Annotated in this window: 13 protein-coding genes; 11 read left to right on the top strand and 2 right to left on the bottom strand. The window is 71.6% G+C overall.

Translation table 11 applies throughout. From position 1 onward, the window contains the following. Nucleotides 1–82: 82 nt before the first annotated feature. The 9 genes from RM704_RS01000 (at nt 83) to RM704_RS01040 (ending at nt 11,453) form a co-directional block, all read left to right on the top strand. Nucleotides 83–1,168, top strand: a complete 1,086-nt coding sequence (locus tag RM704_RS01000) for an S-(hydroxymethyl)mycothiol dehydrogenase (RefSeq protein WP_033528741.1) — start codon at nt 83–85, stop codon at nt 1,166–1,168. Then, a complete protein-coding gene (locus tag RM704_RS01005; protein WP_033528742.1) occupies nt 1,165–1,797 on the top strand; it encodes an MBL fold metallo-hydrolase in 633 nt (210 codons plus the stop codon). The genes RM704_RS01000 and RM704_RS01005 overlap by 4 nt, the downstream gene beginning before the upstream one ends. Before the next feature lie 41 nt (nt 1,798–1,838). Beyond that, entirely contained in the window at nt 1,839–2,972 is a 1,134-nt protein-coding gene (locus RM704_RS01010; RefSeq protein WP_033528743.1) for an aromatic ring-hydroxylating oxygenase subunit alpha, read from the top strand. Between the two features lie 121 nt (nt 2,973–3,093). Further along, nucleotides 3,094–4,275: an NAD(P)/FAD-dependent oxidoreductase gene (locus RM704_RS01015; protein ID WP_033528744.1), complete on the top strand. Its 1,182-nt coding sequence runs from the start codon at nt 3,094–3,096 to the stop codon at nt 4,273–4,275. Between the two features lie 78 nt (nt 4,276–4,353). After that, complete coding sequence (glyA, locus tag RM704_RS01020) at nt 4,354–5,610, top strand: serine hydroxymethyltransferase (protein ID WP_033528745.1); 1,257 nt, start codon at nt 4,354–4,356, stop codon at nt 5,608–5,610. Nucleotides 5,611–5,679: 69 nt separating this feature from the next. Beyond that, nucleotides 5,680–7,062, top strand: coding sequence for an L-serine ammonia-lyase (locus RM704_RS01025; RefSeq protein ID WP_033528746.1), 1,383 nt, complete (start codon nt 5,680–5,682; stop codon nt 7,060–7,062). A gap of 51 nt (nt 7,063–7,113) precedes the next feature. Next, nucleotides 7,114–7,965 carry a formate dehydrogenase accessory sulfurtransferase FdhD gene (gene fdhD / locus RM704_RS01030; protein WP_033528747.1) on the top strand — a complete coding sequence of 284 codons (852 nt, stop codon included), beginning with the start codon at nt 7,114–7,116 and terminating at the stop codon, nt 7,963–7,965. A 191-nt stretch (nt 7,966–8,156) separates the two neighbouring features. Next, nucleotides 8,157–9,683 (top strand): ABC transporter substrate-binding protein, encoded by a 1,527-nt coding sequence (locus RM704_RS01035; RefSeq protein WP_033528748.1) that lies wholly within the window; start codon nt 8,157–8,159, stop codon nt 9,681–9,683. 6 nt (nt 9,684–9,689) lie between these two features. Next, nucleotides 9,690–11,453, top strand: a complete 1,764-nt coding sequence (locus RM704_RS01040) for an ABC transporter permease subunit (protein WP_033528749.1) — start codon at nt 9,690–9,692, stop codon at nt 11,451–11,453. Nucleotides 11,454–11,528: 75 nt separating this feature from the next. Here the strand turns inward: RM704_RS01040 and RM704_RS01045 are convergent, their stop codons facing one another. After that, nucleotides 11,529–12,344 (bottom strand): SAM-dependent methyltransferase, encoded by an 816-nt coding sequence (locus RM704_RS01045; RefSeq protein WP_033528750.1) that lies wholly within the window; start codon nt 12,342–12,344, stop codon nt 11,529–11,531. 222 nt (nt 12,345–12,566) lie between these two features. Here RM704_RS01045 and RM704_RS01050 point away from each other — a divergent pair, with 222 nt between their 5' ends. Further along, the gene (locus tag RM704_RS01050; protein WP_033528751.1) at nt 12,567–15,803 is read left to right on the top strand and encodes a glycosyl hydrolase family 95 catalytic domain-containing protein; all 3,237 of its coding nucleotides are present in this window, start codon (nt 12,567–12,569) and stop codon (nt 15,801–15,803) included. 138 nt (nt 15,804–15,941) lie between these two features. Here the strand turns inward: RM704_RS01050 and RM704_RS01055 are convergent, their stop codons facing one another. Further along, complete coding sequence (locus RM704_RS01055; protein WP_107072333.1) at nt 15,942–16,232, bottom strand: hypothetical protein; 291 nt, start codon at nt 16,230–16,232, stop codon at nt 15,942–15,944. 169 nt (nt 16,233–16,401) lie between these two features. Between RM704_RS01055 and RM704_RS01060 the strand changes: the two genes are divergently transcribed. After that, nucleotides 16,402–17,424, top strand: coding sequence for a sulfotransferase (locus tag RM704_RS01060; protein WP_033528753.1), 1,023 nt, complete (start codon nt 16,402–16,404; stop codon nt 17,422–17,424). Nucleotides 17,425–17,446 lie beyond the last annotated feature (22 nt).

A 17,446-nucleotide genomic window follows, 5' to 3' on the forward strand; every position in this document is an offset into this window, starting at 1 on the left:
GGCCACGGTCCCCGTCCGGGCCGGCCGGCCCGGTGAAGTCCCTCCCCCTTTCCCCCTCCCTTCCTCGACGAGGAGATCGACCGTGACACACGAGGTACGCGCCGTCGTCGCCCGAAAGAAGGGCGCCCCGGTCTCGGTGGAGACCGTCCTGGTGCCGGACCCCGGCCCCGGTGAGGCGCTGGTACGGGTGCAGGCCTGCGGTGTCTGCCACACGGACCTGCACTACCGGGAGGGCGGGATCAACGACGAGTTCCCGTTCCTGCTCGGTCACGAGGCGGCGGGCGTGGTGGAGTCGGTCGGCGAGGGAGTCACCGACGTCGCCCCCGGCGACTTCGTCATCCTCAACTGGCGCGCAGTCTGCGGCACCTGCCGGGCCTGCCGCAGAGGCACACCCTGGTACTGCTTCGCCACCCACAACGCCACCCAGCCGATGACCCTGGCCGACGGCACGCCGCTCGCCCCGGCCCTCGGCATCGGCGCCTTCGCCGAGAAGACCCTGGTCGCCGCAGGCCAGTGCACCAAGGTCGACTCCATGGCCTCCCCGGCCGCCGCCGGGCTCCTCGGCTGCGGCGTGATGGCCGGTTTCGGCGCCGCGGTCCACACCGGTGGCGTGGGACGCGGGGACTCCATCGCGGTGATCGGCTGCGGCGGCGTGGGCATGGCCGCGATCGCGGGCGCCAAGGTCGCCGGAGCCGGCCGCATCATCGCCGTCGACGTCGACGAGCGGAAGCTGAAGTGGGCCGAGCGGTTCGGTGCCACCGACACCGTCGACTCCTCCAGGACCGACGCCGTCGAGGCGATCCGCGAGCTCACCGGTGGCTTCGGCGCCGACGTGGTCGTGGACGCGGTCGGCCGCCCGGAGACCTTCAAGCAGGCCTTCTACGCCCGCGACCTGGCCGGTACCGCCGTCCTGGTGGGGGTCCCCACCCCTGAGCTGAAGCTCGAACTGCCGTTGCTGGACGTCTTCGGGCGGGGCGGCGCGCTGAAGTCCTCCTGGTACGGCGACTGCCTGCCCTCCCGCGACTTCCCCGCCCTGATCGACCTCTACCTCCAGGGCCGCTTCGACCTGGGAGAGTTCGTCACCGAGACCATCGGCCTGGACGAGGTCGAGGCCGCGTTCGCCAAGATGCACCACGGCGACGTCCTGCGTTCGGTGGTGGTCCTGTGACCGCCCGGGTCGAGCGCCTCGTCACCTCCGGCACCTTCGAACTGGACGGCGGCACCTGGGAGGTCGACAACAACGTCTGGCTGATCGGCGACGACGAGGAGGTCCTCGTCGTCGACGCCGCGCACGACGCGGACGCCATCGCGGCCGCCGTGGGCGACCGCCGTCTGGTCGCCGTCGTGTGCACCCACGCCCACAACGACCACGTCAACGCGGCCCCGGCCCTGGCCGCCCGCCATGGCGCGCCCGTCATGCTCCACCCCGCCGACACGGTCCTGTGGAAGATGGCGCACGGCGAGGACGCGCCCGACTTCCGCCCGCTGGCCGCGGGCGCGACCCTGACCGTCGCCGGCGTCGAGCTGACGGTGCTGCACACCCCCGGCCACTCGCCCGGCGCGGTCTGCCTCCACGCACCCGAGCTGAACGCCCTGTTCTCCGGCGACACGCTCTTCCAGGGCGGTCCCGGGGCCACCGGCCGTTCCTTCTCGGACTTCGGCACCATCATCGCCTCCATCCGGGACCGGCTGCTGACGCTCCCCGCCGCCACCACCGTGCACACCGGTCACGGCGACACCACCACGATCGGGGCCGAGGCGCCCCACCTCGACGCGTGGATCACCCGCGGCCACTGACCCGCCCGCCATCGCTTCCCGATTTTCCCGAAGGTGACTCGATGACCCTCACGAATCTGCCGCCCAGCCTGATCCCCACGCTGTCGGGCGAGTACTACACGGACCCCGGAGTCTTCGCCCAGGAGCAGGAGCGGGTCTTCGAGGCCATGTGGTTCTGTGTGGCCCGCGCCTCCGAGCTGGCGAAGCCCGGCGCCTTCCGCACCTACCAGGTCGGACGCGAGAGCGTCCTCGTCTCCCGCTCCCGGGACGGCTCGGTCAAGGCCTTCCTCAACATCTGCCGGCACCGCGGTGCCAAGCTCTGCACCGAGGAGTCCGGCGAGGTCAAGCGGGCCTTCCAGTGTCCGTACCACGCCTGGACGTACGGCCTGGACGGCAAGCTCGTCGCCGCGCCCAACCTGACCTCGATGCCGGACATCGACCGCACCGCGTACGGCCTGGTCGACGTCCATGTGCGGGAGTGGCTCGGCTATGTGTGGGTGTGCCTGGCCGACGAGCCGCCGTCCTTCGAGGCCGACGTACTGGGCGCGGTCGTCGAGCGGCTCGGCGACGTCGAGTCGATCGAGCGCTACGACATCGGCAGCCTCTCGGTGGGCCGTCGGATCACGTACGACGTGAAGGCGAACTGGAAGCTCATCATCGAGAACTTCATGGAGTGCTACCACTGCGCCACGATCCATCCCGAACTGACCGAGGTGCTGCCGGAGTTCGCGGACGGGTACGCCGCCCAGTACTACGTGGGCCACGGCGCGGAGTTCGGTGAGGAGGTGCGGGGGTTCACCGTGGACGGCTCCGAAGGGCTGGACCGCATTCCCGGTGTCGCGGAGGACCAGGACCGCCGCTACTACGCGATCACCGTCCGGCCGCAGGTGTTCATCAACCTCGTACCCGACCATGTGATCTTCCACCGGATGTACCCCATGGCGGCCGACCGCACGATCGTCGAGTGCGACTGGCTGTACCTGCCGCACGTCGTCGAGAGCGGCAAGGACGTGGAGCGTTCGGTGGAGCTCTTCCACCGGGTCAACCAGCAGGACTTCGACGCCTGCGAGCGCACCCAGCCGGCGATGAGCTCGAAGGCGTACGCCAAGGGCGGTGTGCTGGTGCCCAGCGAGCACCACATCGGCGCGTTCCACACCTGGCTCCAGAACAAGCTGGACGTCGGACCCGCGCACTGACCTCGCTCGGTCCCGCCCCTTGACACCCCAGAACTCCACCGAAACCATGTTGCGCATAACGCCCGTCGTTGTGTCATGTGAGACGAACACATATGAGACAGCCTCTCGTCTGGAGCCCGCCATGAGGAGCATCACCGTCGTCGGAGCGTCGCTGGCGGGCCTGAGCACGGTCCGCGCGCTGCGCGCGGAGGGCTACGACGGCGAGATCGTCGTCGTGGGGGAGGAGCGCCACGCCCCCTACGACCGTCCGCCGCTGTCCAAGGACTTCCTCAAGGGAGAGCTCGACGCCGACGCGCTCGCCCTCGGCGACCCCGAGGAGTACGACGACCTGGACGTGCACTGGCTGCTCGGCGAACGGGCGGTGCGCCTCGACCCCGCCGCCCGGACCGTCACGCTGACCGGTGGCCGCCAGGTGCGCACCCACGGCGTGGTCGTCGCCACCGGCGCGAGCCCGCGCACCCTGCCCGGCTCCGACGGGCCGGCCGGCGTGCACACCCTGCGCACCCTGGACGACGCCCTGGCCCTGCGGACCGAACTGCTGACGGGCCTGCCCCGGCTCGTCGTCATCGGCGCCGGCTTCATCGGGGCCGAGGTGGCCTCCACCGCCCACCGGCTCGGAGCGCACGTCACCGTCGTCGAGGCGGCCGACGTACCGCTGGAGCGCCAACTGGGCCGCGAGATGGGCCTGGTCTGCTCCTCCCTGCACACCGATCACGGCGTGGACCTGCTGTGCGGCACCGGCGTCGCCGAACTCCTCGGCGGGGACCGGGTCACCGGTGTACGGCTGGCGGACGGACGGGTGCTGCCCGCCGACACCGTCGTGGTCGGCGTGGGTGTACGGCCCAACACCGACTGGCTCGCCGGCTCCGGAGTACTGGTGGACGACGGCGTGGTGTGCGACTCCGGCTGCGCGACCACCGTTCCCGGAGTCGTCGCCGTCGGCGACGTGGCCCGCTGCCCCCACCCGTTCACCGGACGGCACGCCCGCGTCGAGCACTGGAGCAACGCCACCGAGCAGGCGAGGACCGCCGCCCGCACCCTGCTGACCGGCGTGTCCGCGCCCGCCCCGCTCACCGCCCCGTACTTCTGGTCCGACCAGTACCGCACACGCATCCAGCTCGCGGGGTACGTCGCCCCGGGCGCCGAGCCCGAGGTCGTCGAGGGCGACCTCGACAGCCGTACCTTCACGGCTGTCTACCGGTACGAGGGCCGTCCCGTGGCCGTGCTCTCCCTGAACCAGCCGAAGTTCTTCAACCGGCTCCGCCGCACGCTCGTCCCCGTCGCCGCCCTCGCGGTGTCCTGAGCGTTCCGCAGGTGAGCGTCGTCTCGTGAGTGTCCCGTCCCCCTCTCCTCCCTCCGGAACCCGCCCAGGAGACCGCTGATGACCCTGTTCAACCAGTCCCTGCACGACCTCGACCCCGAGGTCGCCGCCGCCGTCGACGCCGAGCTGCACCGTCAGCAGTCCACCCTGGAGATGATCGCCTCGGAGAACTTCGCTCCGGTGGCGGTCATGGAGGCCCAGGGCTCGGTGCTGACCAACAAGTACGCCGAGGGCTACCCGGGCCGCCGCTACTACGGCGGCTGTGAGCACGTCGACGTCGCCGAGCAGATCGCCATCGACCGGGTCAAGGACCTGTTCGGCGCCGAGTACGCCAACGTCCAGCCGCACTCCGGGGCCTCCGCCAACCAGGCCGCGCTGTTCGCGCTGGCCCAGCCCGGCGACACCATCCTCGGCCTGGACCTGGCGCACGGCGGCCACCTCACCCACGGGATGCGGCTGAACTTCTCCGGCAAGCAGTTCGACGTGGTCGCGTACCACGTGGACGACGCCGGGCTCGTCGACATGGCCGAGGTCGAGCGGCTCGCCAAGGAGCACCGCCCGAAGGTGATCATCGCGGGCTGGTCGGCCTACCCCCGTCAGCTGGACTTCGCCGCCTTCCGCCGGATCGCCGACGAGGTCGGGGCGTACCTGTGGGTGGACATGGCGCACTTCGCGGGCCTGGTCGCGGCCGGGCTGCACCCCAACCCCGTGCCGTACGCGGACGTGGTCACCTCCACCACGCACAAGACGCTCGGCGGGCCGCGCGGCGGCATCATCCTCGCCAGGAAGGACTTCGCGAAGAAGCTCAACTCCTCCGTCTTCCCCGGCTTCCAGGGCGGCCCGCTGGAGCACGTCATCGCGGCGAAGGCGGTGTCCTTCAAGGTCGCGGCGAGCGAGGAGTTCAAGGAGCGCCAGCGGCGCACGGTCGAGGGCGCGCGGATCCTCGCCGAGCGTCTGACGGCTCCCGACGCCCGCGCGGCCGGTGTCGACGTGCTGTCCGGCGGCACCGACGTGCACCTGATCCTGGTCGACCTGCGCGCCTCCGAACTGGACGGGCAGCAGGCCGAGGACCGTCTCCACGAGGTCGGCATCACGGTCAACCGCAACGCGATCCCCAACGACCCGCGCCCGCCGATGGTCACCTCCGGCCTGCGCATCGGCACGCCCGCCCTGGCCACGCGCGGTTTCACCGCCGAGGACTTCACCGAGGTCGCGGACGTCATCGCCGAGGCACTGAAGCCCGCCCACGACGCGGAGGCGCTGAAGACCCGCGTCAAGGCACTCGCCGACAAGCACCCCCTCTACCCGGGGCTGTGACCGACAACCTCCCGCAGAGGGCGTGCCGTCACCGATCGGCACGTCCCCTCCAACTCCACGGAGTGTGGCGTGGCAATCAGCGTCTTCGACCTGTTCTCCATAGGCATCGGCCCGTCCAGCTCGCACACGGTCGGCCCGATGCGCGCCGCCGGGATGTTCGTCAGGCGGCTGAAGCAGGACGGAGCGCTGGCCCAGACCGCCGCCGTACGGGCGGAGTTGTTCGGTTCCCTCGGTGCCACCGGTCACGGCCACGGCACCCCCAAGGCGGTCCTGCTCGGCCTGGAGGGCAACGAGCCGCACACGGTCGACGTCGTCCGGGCCGACCTGGACGTCGAGCGGATCCGCGCCACCGGGCGCATCCGTCTCCTCGGCGCCGAGATCGGCCCCGCCCACGAGGTCGGCTTCGACACCTCGACCGACCTGGTCCTGCACCGCAGGCGGTCACTGCCGTACCACGCCAACGGCATGATCCTCTTCGCGTACGACGCCGACGGTGCGCCGCTGCTGGAGAAGACGTACTACTCCGTCGGCGGCGGCTTCGTGGTCGACGAGGAAGCGGCCGGCGCGGACCGGATCACGCTCGACGACACCATGCTGCCCCACCCGTTCGGCACCGGTGACGAACTGCTGCGGCTCACCCGGGAGACCGGCCTGTCGATCTCCGCGCTGATGCTGGAGAACGAGAAGGCCTGGCGCACCGAGGAGGAGATTCGCGCGGGCCTGCTGGAGATCTGGCACGTCATGGAGGCCTGTATCGCACGCGGCCTGGGCCGCGAGGGCATCCTCCCCGGCGGTCTGAAGGTCCGTCGCCGGGCGGCCGCGGCCGCGCGCGCCCTGCGCGGCGAGGGCGACCCGTTGGCCCGCGCCATGGAGTGGATCACGCTCTACGCGATGGCCGTGAACGAGGAGAACGCCGCCGGCGGCCGGGTCGTCACCGCGCCGACGAACGGCGCGGCCGGCATCATCCCCGCCGTCCTCCACTACTTCCTGGAGTTCGTGCCGGGCGCCGACGACGACGGGATCGTGCGGTTCCTGCTCGCGGCCGGCGCCATCGGCATGCTCTTCAAGGAGAACGCCTCCATCTCCGGCGCCGAGGTCGGCTGCCAGGGCGAGGTCGGCTCCGCCTGCTCCATGGCCGCCGGCGGACTCGCCGAAGTCCTCGGCGGCAGCCCCGAACAGGTCGAGAACGCCGCCGAGATCGGCATGGAACACAACCTCGGCCTCACCTGCGACCCCGTCGGCGGCCTCGTCCAGATCCCCTGCATCGAACGCAACGGCATGGCCGCGGTGAAGGCCGTCACCGCCGCCCGTATGGCGATGCGCGGCGACGGCCGCCACCACGTCTCCCTCGACAAGGTCATCAAGACCATGAAGGAGACCGGCGCCGACATGAAGGTCAAGTACAAGGAGACCGCCCGCGGCGGCCTCGCCGTCAACGTCATCGAGTGCTGAGCGCCGCGGGGCACCGGCCGGTGCCACGACGGCGGAACGGGGAGTGAGGCCATGGGACGGGTCACCGAACGACGGCGCGTGCTGCGGATCCGGGACGGGGAACCGAGCACCCGCCCCGACACACTGGTCGCCGAAGAACCGATGGAGATCCGCCTCGACGGCAGACCCCTGGCCATCACCATGCGCACACCCGGCGACGACTTCGCCCTCGCCGCCGGGTTCCTGGTGAGCGAGGGCGTCGTGAGCCGCGCCTCGGACGTGGCCGCCATCGTGTACTGCGCGGGCGCCACCCAGGACGGCCGGAACACCTACAACGTCGTCGACGTCCGTCTCGCCCCCGGCGTGCCGCTGCCCGACATCACGCTGGAGCGCAACGTGTACACCACGTCGTCGTGCGGCCTGTGCGGGAAGGCCAGTCTCGACGCGGTACGGACGACCGCGGCCTGGCCCCTCGCCGACACGCCCCCGGTCCGGGTCACCCCCGACCTGCTGGCCCTCCTTCCGGACCGACTGCGGGCCGCGCAACGGGTGTTCGACCGGACCGGCGGGCTGCACGCCGCCGGGCTCTTCTCGCCCGAGGGCGAACTGCTGGATCTGCGGGAGGACGTCGGCCGGCACAACGCCGTCGACAAAGTGGTCGGCCGTGCCCTGCGGTCCGGTGGACTGCCGCTGTCGCGAAGCGTCCTGCTGGTCTCCGGACGGGCGTCCTTCGAACTCGCCCAGAAGGCCGTCATGGCGGGCATCCCCGTGCTCGCGTCCGTGTCCGCTCCGTCCTCCCTCGCGGTGGACCTGGCCGCGGAGACCGGACTGACCCTCGTCGGCTTCCTGCGCGGCGGCTCCATGAACGTGTACGCGGGCGAGGGCCGCCTCGACCTGCGGGCCGGGGCGGGGGCCGGCACATGACGGCCGCGACGGTCCCCGGACGCGGACACCGTTGCCCGCCGGTGCCCGCAACGGTTTCGGCGGTGTCCGGTATGCGGTTCGTCCTGCCGGTCGTCGCAGAAAGTGCGTATCCTCACCCACCCTGCCATGAAAGATTGGTAAGGCTTCCCTTATATTCTTGATCGATCCGCTCTCCGCAAGACAGGACGACCATGCGCACCGCCACTCCCCGCCGCCTCCTGGCAGCCCTCACCCTCACCCCGCTGCTGGCCGGTTGCTTCGCCGCAGGCGAGGAGGGATCCGGTGCGAGTGACGGGTCGGGGGCCGCGGGCCGCCTGCGGATAGCCCTCGCGGTGCCACCGGTGCAGGCCCTGTCGCCGTACAGCAACGACGCCACCGTGCTCAGCAAGCTCTCCGTCGCCGAAGGCCTCACCGCCCTTGACGAGGACGGCGCCGCCGCCCCCGCCCTGGCGAAGTCCTGGACCCGGAAGAACGCCACGACCTGGGTCTTCGAGTTGCGCGAGGCCACGTTCCAGGACGGCACCGACGTCACCGCCGAGTCGGTCGTGAGCGCCCTCGACCACGCGAACGAGGCCAAGACCAAGCCGCGGGTGCTGAGCGACGTGACGCTCACCGCGCAGGCCGATGACGCCGACACCGTCACCATCACCACCAAGACCGCCGACCCGGTCCTCCCGCTGCGGCTCGCCAGCCCCGCCCTCGGCATCCTCGCCGAGAAGGCGTACGCCGACGACGGCACCGTCAGCCCCGTGGGCACCGGCACCGGCCCCTTCGAGATCACCCGGCTCACCGGAAAGACCAAGGCCAAGCTCAGCCGCTACGACGGGTACTGGGGCGGCAAGGCCAAGGCGTCCGGCATCGATGTCACGTGGATCGCCGACGGAACCGCACGCGCCAACGCCCTGCGCGGCGGCGACGTCGACATAGCCGAGTGGATCCCCACCGCCCAGGCGAAGCTCCTCGACGAGAACACCCGTCACGAAGTGCCCTCCGTGCGCACCGACAGCCTCGTCCTCAACACCGGCAGCGGCCTCTTCACCGACGCCGGTCTGCGTGCCGCGGCCCGTGAGGCGGTGGACGGCGAAGTCCTCGTCGACTCCGTCTTCGGCGGCTACGCCGACCCCGCGCAGGGCCTGTTCGGGCCGGCCGTCCCCTGGGCCGCCGACCGGCGGGTCGAGGTGACCGGCCGGGCGAAGGCCGCGACCACCGCACAGGTGAGGACCGGGACGAAGGGCCGGACGCTGCGCCTGGCCACGTACACCAACCGCGCCGAACTCCCCGAGGCCGCCACCGTCCTCCAACAGCAGCTGGAGAAGGCCGGGTTCACGGTGAAGCAGGACGTGCGCGAGTACACCCAGATGGAGGCCGACCTCCTCGCCGGCGAGTACGACGCCCTCGTCTTCTCCCGGGTCACGCTCCTCGACACCGGCGACGCGGTCGCGTACCTCGCCAGTGACTACACCGGCGACGGCGTCTACAACATCGCGGGCCTGAAGGACGCCGAGGTCGACCGGGCCATCAAGTCCGCCGCCGAGGAAGGCGACACGGCCGAGCGGCAGGAGAAGATCATGCGGGCCGAGGCGGAGATCCTGCGCACCGACGCCGTCGTGCCGCTGGTCCACGAGAAGGTCGTCCAGGGCATCTCCGACGACGTCGAGGGCGTCCTCCTCGACCCCCGTGAGCGCTCGCTGGTCGACGTCGACACCCGACTGAAGTAACCGCCGATGACCACCACGTCGTCGGCCGGCGTGCGGGGCCTGCCCACCCGGTGGCGTACGGGCGCCGGCCGCGTCGCCGCCGGGACGGCGCTGCTGACGGCCGTGGCCTTCCTGCCCTGGCTGTCCGGCATCGACCCCGCCCTCACCGTGCTGCGCGCCCGCGCCGCCGACCAGGACCCGACCCCGGCCCAGCTGTCCGCCATACGCGAGCAACTGGGCCTGGACGAGGGGCCGTTCGCCCATCTCGGACGATGGCTGAGCGGTCTGGCGCACGGCGACGCGGGCACCTCCTGGGTGTCGGGCGAACCGGTTCTGCCCCAGGTGACCACGGCCCTCGCGGTCTCCGTCACGCTCATGCTCGGCGCGCTGGCGGTCACGATCGCGGTGGCCGCGCTGGTCTGCGCCCGCACCCTGTACCTCGGATCCCGGCGCGAACTGCGGCAGAAGCGTGCGGGCACCGCGGCCGCCGTGGCGGCGGCACTGCCCAAGTTCCTGCTCGCCTCGCTGCTCGCGACCGTCTGCGGGGTGTGGCTCGGCTGGTTCCCCTCCCAGGGGTGGGAGGGGCCCCGGTCGATGGTGCTGCCCGCCCTCGCCCTCGGCGTCCCCTCCGGCGCCATGATCGGCGGACTGCTCGACCAGGCACTGCCCGCCGCCTTCAACGAACCCTGGGCGCGGACCTGGCGCGCTCACGGATGTTCGGGTAGCCGTATCGCGCGCACCGCACTGCGCAGCGCCCTCGCCGGTGTCCTCCCGCAACTCCTGCCGACCGTCGTCGCCCTGGTCGGCGGCGCGGTCGCGGTCGAGAAGATCTTCAACATCCCGGGTCTCGGCCGTCTCTCGCTGGACGCGGCCACCGCCCAGGACATGCCGCCGCTGCAGACCGCGACGCTGACCCTGGTCCTGCTCGGCGTCTGCGCCGGCTTCCTGATCCAGGTCCTGCGGCACGCCCTGCTCGGCCCCGCCCTGCGCGACGGTGCCCTGCCCGCCCTGCACCCGCCGAGGCTCCCGCGACCCCGGTCGCTGCCCTGGGTCCTCGGCCTCTGCGCCGCGACCCTCCTCGCCCTGGTCGTGGCCGGCCTCCTGCGCGACCCGTCGCACGTCGAGACGACGGCCAGACTGATGCCCCCCTCCTTCGCGCACCCCCTCGGCACCGACTCGCTGGGCCGCGACCTGCTGGCCCGGCTGGGTCACGGAGCCCTGCGCACGGCCGGCGTGGCCCTCGCGGTCACCGTGGTCAGCGCCCTCATCGGACTGCTGATCGGCACGACCGCACAGCTGGGGTCGGGCCTGACCGAAGTGGTCTCGACGATGCCGGCCGTCCTCGCCGGACTGCTCACCACCGCCGTGACCGGCCCGTCGGTCTGGGGCGCCGCGTGCGCGGTGTGTGTGGTGGCCTGGACTCCGTACGCCGCCCAGACCGCCGCCCTGCTGGAACAGGAAAGGGCCAGCGGGCACCTCCTCGCGTCGATCTCCTTCGGCGCGGGCCCCTCCTACCTCCTGCGCCACCACCTGCTGCCCGCGGTCGTGCCCGCCCTGGTGCGCAACGCCCTGCTCCGCCTGCCCACCACGGTCCTCGTCCTCGCCTCCCTCGGCTTCCTCGGCCTGGGCGAACAGCCGCCCACCCCCGAGTGGGGCCGCCTCCTCGCGGAGAACCAGCCCTACGCGGAACTGGCCCCCTGGACCGTCCTGGGCCCGGCCGCCGCCCTCGTCCTCCTCTCGGTCCTCGCCGTCTCCTCCACGACCTGGAGCCGCAACCGCCCTCGGGGCTAGTGCCCCGCGACAGGCAACCTCGCCGTGCCCTCGTCGACCCCGCCGCCCGGCCCTGGCACCAGGTGGCGGCCGTGGTCAGGGCTTTTGCGCCACCGCCCCCAACTGCGGTACGACCGTGGGCTCGTCGCCGGGGTCGGGACGCCACAGCGAACACGGGACGAGACCCGGCTCCAGGAGGGTGAGACCGTCGAAGTAGCGGGCGATCTCCGCGCCGCCGCGCGCGGTGACCGGTGGCTTGGCGTGGGCGTTCCAGAACTCCATGGCCTCCAACTGGAGGTCGCCGCCGAGTTCGGGCTCGGTGGTGGGGTGCGTCAGCACGAGGAAGCTGCCGGGGGCGAGTGGTTCGAGGAGCCGGTGGGCGATGGCGCGGGCCTCGGCGTCGTCGAGGACGAAGTTGAGGATGCCGAGGAGCATCAGCGCGACGGGCTCGCCGAAGTCGAGCGTCTCTCCGGCGATGCGCAGGATCGTGTCCGGGTCGTGCGCGTCGGCGTCGATGTAGGCCGTGGCGCCCTCCTCGGTGCTGGTCAGCCGGGTGCGGGCGTCCGCGAGGACGACCGGGTCGTTGTCGACGTACACGATCCTCGACGAGGGTGCGACGCGCTGGGCGATCTCGTGGGTGTTCTCCAGCGCGGGCAGCCCGGTGCCGATGTCCAGGAACTGGCGTGTCCCTCGCTCCTCGGCCAGATGGCGCACCGCGCGGACGAGGAAGCGCCGGTCGGCGGAGGCGATGTCGCGGATGACGGGGATGATGCCGGCGACGTGGTCGCCGACCTGCCGGTCGACCTCGTAGTTGTCCGTGCCGCCCTGCCAGTGGTTCCAGACGCGGGCGTTGTGCGCCGTGCTGGTGTCGGGGCGCTCGCGCGCGGTGTCGCTGGCCTCGTTCTCGCTCACGTGGTCCTCTCCTGGCACGCCCAAGGGGCCGATGACGGTGGGCAGTTGGGGCCCGGGTGGCGTGACATGGCGTCATTGTGCCGCTGCCCTTCCGCTGGTGTTCGCGCAGACCCCTAGACATCCGATGTATTTTCCGGCAACGATGATCGTGCCCCCGACCGAGGTCGATGTGGTGCCACAACTGCCGTGAAAGAGCCGATGATTGGGCCTGGAGATCTCATAGTGATCGATGCATCCGAACCGCAGAGACGAAGCCTCCTCAAGTTCGGCGGTGCCCTCGCCTTCGCACCTCTGGCCACCGGACTGACGGGCACCACCGCCTCGGCACAGCCCGCCGCCGGGACCAGCGCCTCGGAGGCTCTCCGCCGGCCCACCCTGTCGCGCGACGCCCTGAGCTACACCGTCCCCGCCAGGAACTGGGAGTCGCAGGCCCTGCCGATCGGCAACGGCCGGCTCGGCGCCATGCTCTTCGCCGATCCCCACGAGGAGCGCGTCCAGTTCAACGAGCAGAGCCTGTGGGGCGGGGTGAACGACTACGACAACGCCCTCGCCGGCAAGCCGGACAGCGAGTTCGACACCGGCATGAACGGCTTCGGTTCGTACCGGGACTTCGGTGACCTCGTCATCACCTTCGCCGCCGCGCCGCGGGCCAGGGTCACCGCGCCGGGGGGACCGTACAGCAGCTCCCCTTCGGAGGGCGTCGACAAGTCGTACGACGGCGAGACGGGCACCAAGTGGTGCGTCGAGGGACCCGGCTCGAGGGTGCGGTGGCAGGTCGAGCTCCCCGCTCCCGTGGAGGTCGCCTCGTACCGGCTGACGAGTGCCGACGACGTGCCGCAGCGCGACCCGCAGGAGTGGACGCTCTCCGGTTCCGCCGACGGCGCCGCCTGGACCGTGCTGGACAGCCGCACGCTCCCGGCGCCCTTCGAGAGCCGCCTCCAGACGAAGCGGTTCACCTGCGCGGACCCGGCGGCCTACCGCTTCTACCGGTTCGACTTCGTCCCCAAGGCCGGCGTCAGCCACTTCCAGGTCGGCGAGATCGGCCTGACCGGCGTGGACCTCGGCGCGTCCGAGGCGGTGTACCTGTCCTCGCCGAGCGGGCACTTGGGCGGTTCCTCCCACGGCACCGGAACCGGCACCGGCACCGGTCCCGCCTCAGGTGCCCGGTCCACGGACGTCTCACGCTCCGTGGACGGCGATCCGGCCACCGTCTGGCGGGTCACGGGCACCTCACCCGCGCTCGTCTGGCAGGCCGACCTGCCCCGCGCGGTCGCCGTCACCTCGTACACCCTGACCGCGGCCCCGAGCCGCCCGCGGGAGGACCCCCGGCAATGGACGCTGGAGGCGTCGAAGGACGGGAGCACCTGGGTCACCCTCGACACGCGGCGGCCCGGCACGCCCTTCGCCGAACGTGGCGAGAGCCGGACCTTCCGGTTCACCAACGGCACCGCCTACCGCGTCTACCGGCTCACCCTGACGCCCGACGCCACCGCCGACGGCTGCGGGATCGCCGAGATCGCCCTGGCCGGTGAGGACTTCGACACCCGCACCCGGCCCATGGTCGTCGACTACCGGCGCACCCTCGACCTCGTCGACGGCGTCCACGTCACCCGCTTCGGCGCACCGGGACGGCGCGTCGTCCGGGAGGCCTTCGCCGGCCGCGCCGCCGACGTCATGGTCTTCCGGTACACGACGGAGGCGGCCGAGGGTCTCTCCGGAGCGATCTCGCTGACCTCCGCTCAGGACCAGGCCCCGACGACCGTGGACGCCGACGCCCGCCGGATCGCCTTCAGCGGTGTCATGGGCAACGGCCTCAAGCACGCGTGCGCCGTCCGGGCCGTGCACACCGACGGAGACTTCAGCGCCGACGGGTCGGTGCTCCGGTTCAGCGGATGCACGACACTGACCCTGCTCCTGGACGCCCGCACCGACTACCGGCTCGACGCCGCCGCCGGGTGGCGCGGAGCCGATCCGCGGCCGGCCATGGACCGCGCGCTCGACAAGGCCGCAGCCCTCTCCTACGCCGCACTGCGCAAGCGGCACACCAGCGACACGCGCGCCCTCATGCAACGCGTCTCGGTCGACTGGGGCACCTCCGAGGAGGCCGTGGCCGCCCTGCCGACCGACGCCCGGCTGGCGCGCTACGCGGCGGGCGGCGAGGACCCGACGCTCGAACAGACGATGTTCGACTACGGCCGTTACCTGCTGATCAGTTCCTCCCGCCCGAAGGGCCTGCCCGCCAACCTCCAGGGCCTGTGGAACGACAGCAACCAGCCGGCGTGGGCCGCCGATTACCACACCAACATCAACGTCCAGATGAACTACTGGGGAGCGGAGACGACGAACCTGCCGGAGTGCCACGAGGCACTCGTCGGGTTCATCCAGCAGGTCGCGGTGCCCAGCCGGGTGGCCACCCGCAACGCCTTCGGCGCGGACACCCGCGGCTGGACCGCCCGCACCAGCCAGAGCGCCTTCGGCGGCAACGCGTGGGAGTGGAACACCGTCGCGAGCGCCTGGTACGCCCAACACCTCTATGAACACTGGGCGTTCACCCAGGACCTGACCTATCTGCGCGACCTCGCCCACCCGATGATCAAGGAGATCTGCGAGTTCTGGGAGGACCACCTCAAGGAGCGCGAGGACGGACTCCTCGTCGCGCCGAACGGCTGGTCCCCGGAGCACGGGCCGCGCGAGGACGGCGTCATGTACGACCAGCAGATCATCTGGGACCTGTTCCAGAACTACCTCGACTGCGAGGCGGTCCTCGACGCGGACCCCGACTACCGGGACAAGGTCGCGGACATGCAGGCCCGCCTGGCGCCGAACAAGGTCGGCAGATGGGGGCAGTTGCAGGAGTGGCAGGAGGACATCGACAGCCCCACCGACATCCACCGCCACACCTCGCACCTGTTCGCGGTGTACCCGGGGCGCCAGATCACCCCGAAGACCCCGGACTTCGCGGCCGCCGCCCTCGTCTCCCTCAAGGCGCGCTGCGGAGAGAGGGAAGGGGTCCCGTTCACGGCCGCGACGGTGTCGGGCGACAGCCGCCGCTCATGGACCTGGCCGTGGCGCGCGGCTCTCTTCGCCCGCCTCGGTGACGGGCACCGGGCCCGGATCATGCTGCGCGGGCTGCTGACCTACAACACGCTGCCCAACCTGTTCTGCAACCATCCGCCCTTCCAGATGGACGGCAACTTCGGCGTCTCGGGAGCCGTCGCGGAGATGCTCCTGCAGAGCCACGACGGAAGCATCCACCTGCTGCCCGCCCTGCCGGAGGCGTGGAAGCCCAAGGGCTCCTTCACCGGCCTGCGTGCCCGTGGCGGCTACGCCGTCACCTGCGAGTGGCGCGACGGGAAGGTCACGTCCTACGAGATCGTGGCCGACCGGGCGCCGAACCGGGGCAAGGTCACCGTCCGGGTGAACGGCACCGACACCAAGGTGAGGCCGCGCAGGCCCTGACATCCCCTGGGGCCGACGCCGTGCGGCTCGCCGTAGCGGCCGTGCCTCGCCACGGCCGCTTCGCCGTAGCCGGGCCTCTCCACGGCCGACTGCCGTAGCCGCCGCCGATCACCGCGCCCCGGGCCCAGAGCTCGGGGCTCAGGACTGGGCGGCGGCTTCGGCCGGGGTGTCGGCGTCGGCCGCCTCGTTCCGCGCCATGTGCAGAAAACGCCGGATCGCCTCGACCGACATGTCGAGCGCCTCGGACGCGGACTGCTCGTCCCCGAACACCTGCACCGCCTCGGTGACGGCCACGGCGAGTTCCGCCTCCGCCTTGCGGACCTTGCCCTCCGCCTTGTCCACGGTGTCGACGACCGACAGCTGGCGGCGCTGCTTCTCCTGAAGCCGCTGTTTACGGGAGAGGGTCTTGTCAACGTTCTGCACAGTCATGCCCAAGATCATAAGGGGCTGGGAACGCGCCCACGGAACGGTCAACTCTCCTTCCTCGAAGCCGCGTTCGATCCGGTCGGCTTCGGTCCTGGACGTGCGACCCTTCCCCGGTCACCTCTGAACCGGCGGGTCCACCGGCGGGGACCCGCCTCCACCCTGGAAGGGGATCATGCGTTCTCTGACCTTCGTCTTCGGCACGGGGCGCAGCGGCTCGACGGCGCTCTCCCGCATCCTCAACGCCCACCCGGACGTACTGAGCCTGAACGAGTACATGGCCTCGGTGGGCGACGCGTCCTTCCCCGCCGGGCAGGTGGGCGGTGAGGAGTTCTGGCAGGCGCTCTCCCGACCCGCGCCGCACTTCGAGCGGATGATCCGCAGCGGGCTGCCGCTGCCGGAGTTCCTCCACACCCGACGCCCCGGCAGGTACTCGGCACGCACGTCGGACATCCCCGCCCTCTCCCTGATGGTGCTGCCCCACCTCACCGACGACCCGGACGCACTCCTCGACGAACTCGGCGCGGCCGTGGTCCGGTGGCCGGAGCGTTCCGCCGCCGAGCACCACCGGGCCCTGTTCGGTCTGCTCTGCGACCGTCTCGGACGCACCGCCGTCGTGGAGCGCTCCGGCTACTCGACCGGCTGGGCCCCGGGACTGCGGGAGGCCTTCCCGGAGGCCGGGTTCGTGCACATGTTCCGCGACGGCCCGGACTGCGCCCTGTCCATGAGCCGCCACCCCGGGTACCGCACGATCTTGCTGCTCCGTGAGATCAGGATTCGCTCCGGTGTCGACAGCTTCGCCGACCTGACGCCCGAGCACGTCCGTGCCTTGCCCCCGGACCTGGCGCCCCTGCTCGACGACCGCTTCGACCCCTCCCTCGTACGCGACCGGCACATGCCTCTGCGGACCTTCGGCGCCCTGTGGTCCGAACTCGTCACCGAGGGAACGGAGTTCCTCCGTCGGCTTCCCGAGGACCGCCGCGCCACCCTCTCCTACGAGAACCTCCTGGACCACCCCGCCGAAGAGTTGACCCGCCTGGCCCGGTTCATCGGCGTGGCCCCCGACCCGCAGTGGCTGCACGCCGGATCCGCCCTGCTCGACCACGGCCGTCGAGGCTCCGCAGCCACCCTGCCCGCCGCCGAGCGCGAAACCCTGCGCGCCGCCTGCGCCCCGGGGGCCCATGCCCTGGAGTCATAGCCTTCACGTTCACCAGTTGCAA

The organism is Streptomyces gottesmaniae (assembly GCF_031845845.1).
GTDB lineage: Bacteria > Actinomycetota > Actinomycetes > Streptomycetales > Streptomycetaceae > Streptomyces > Streptomyces akebiae.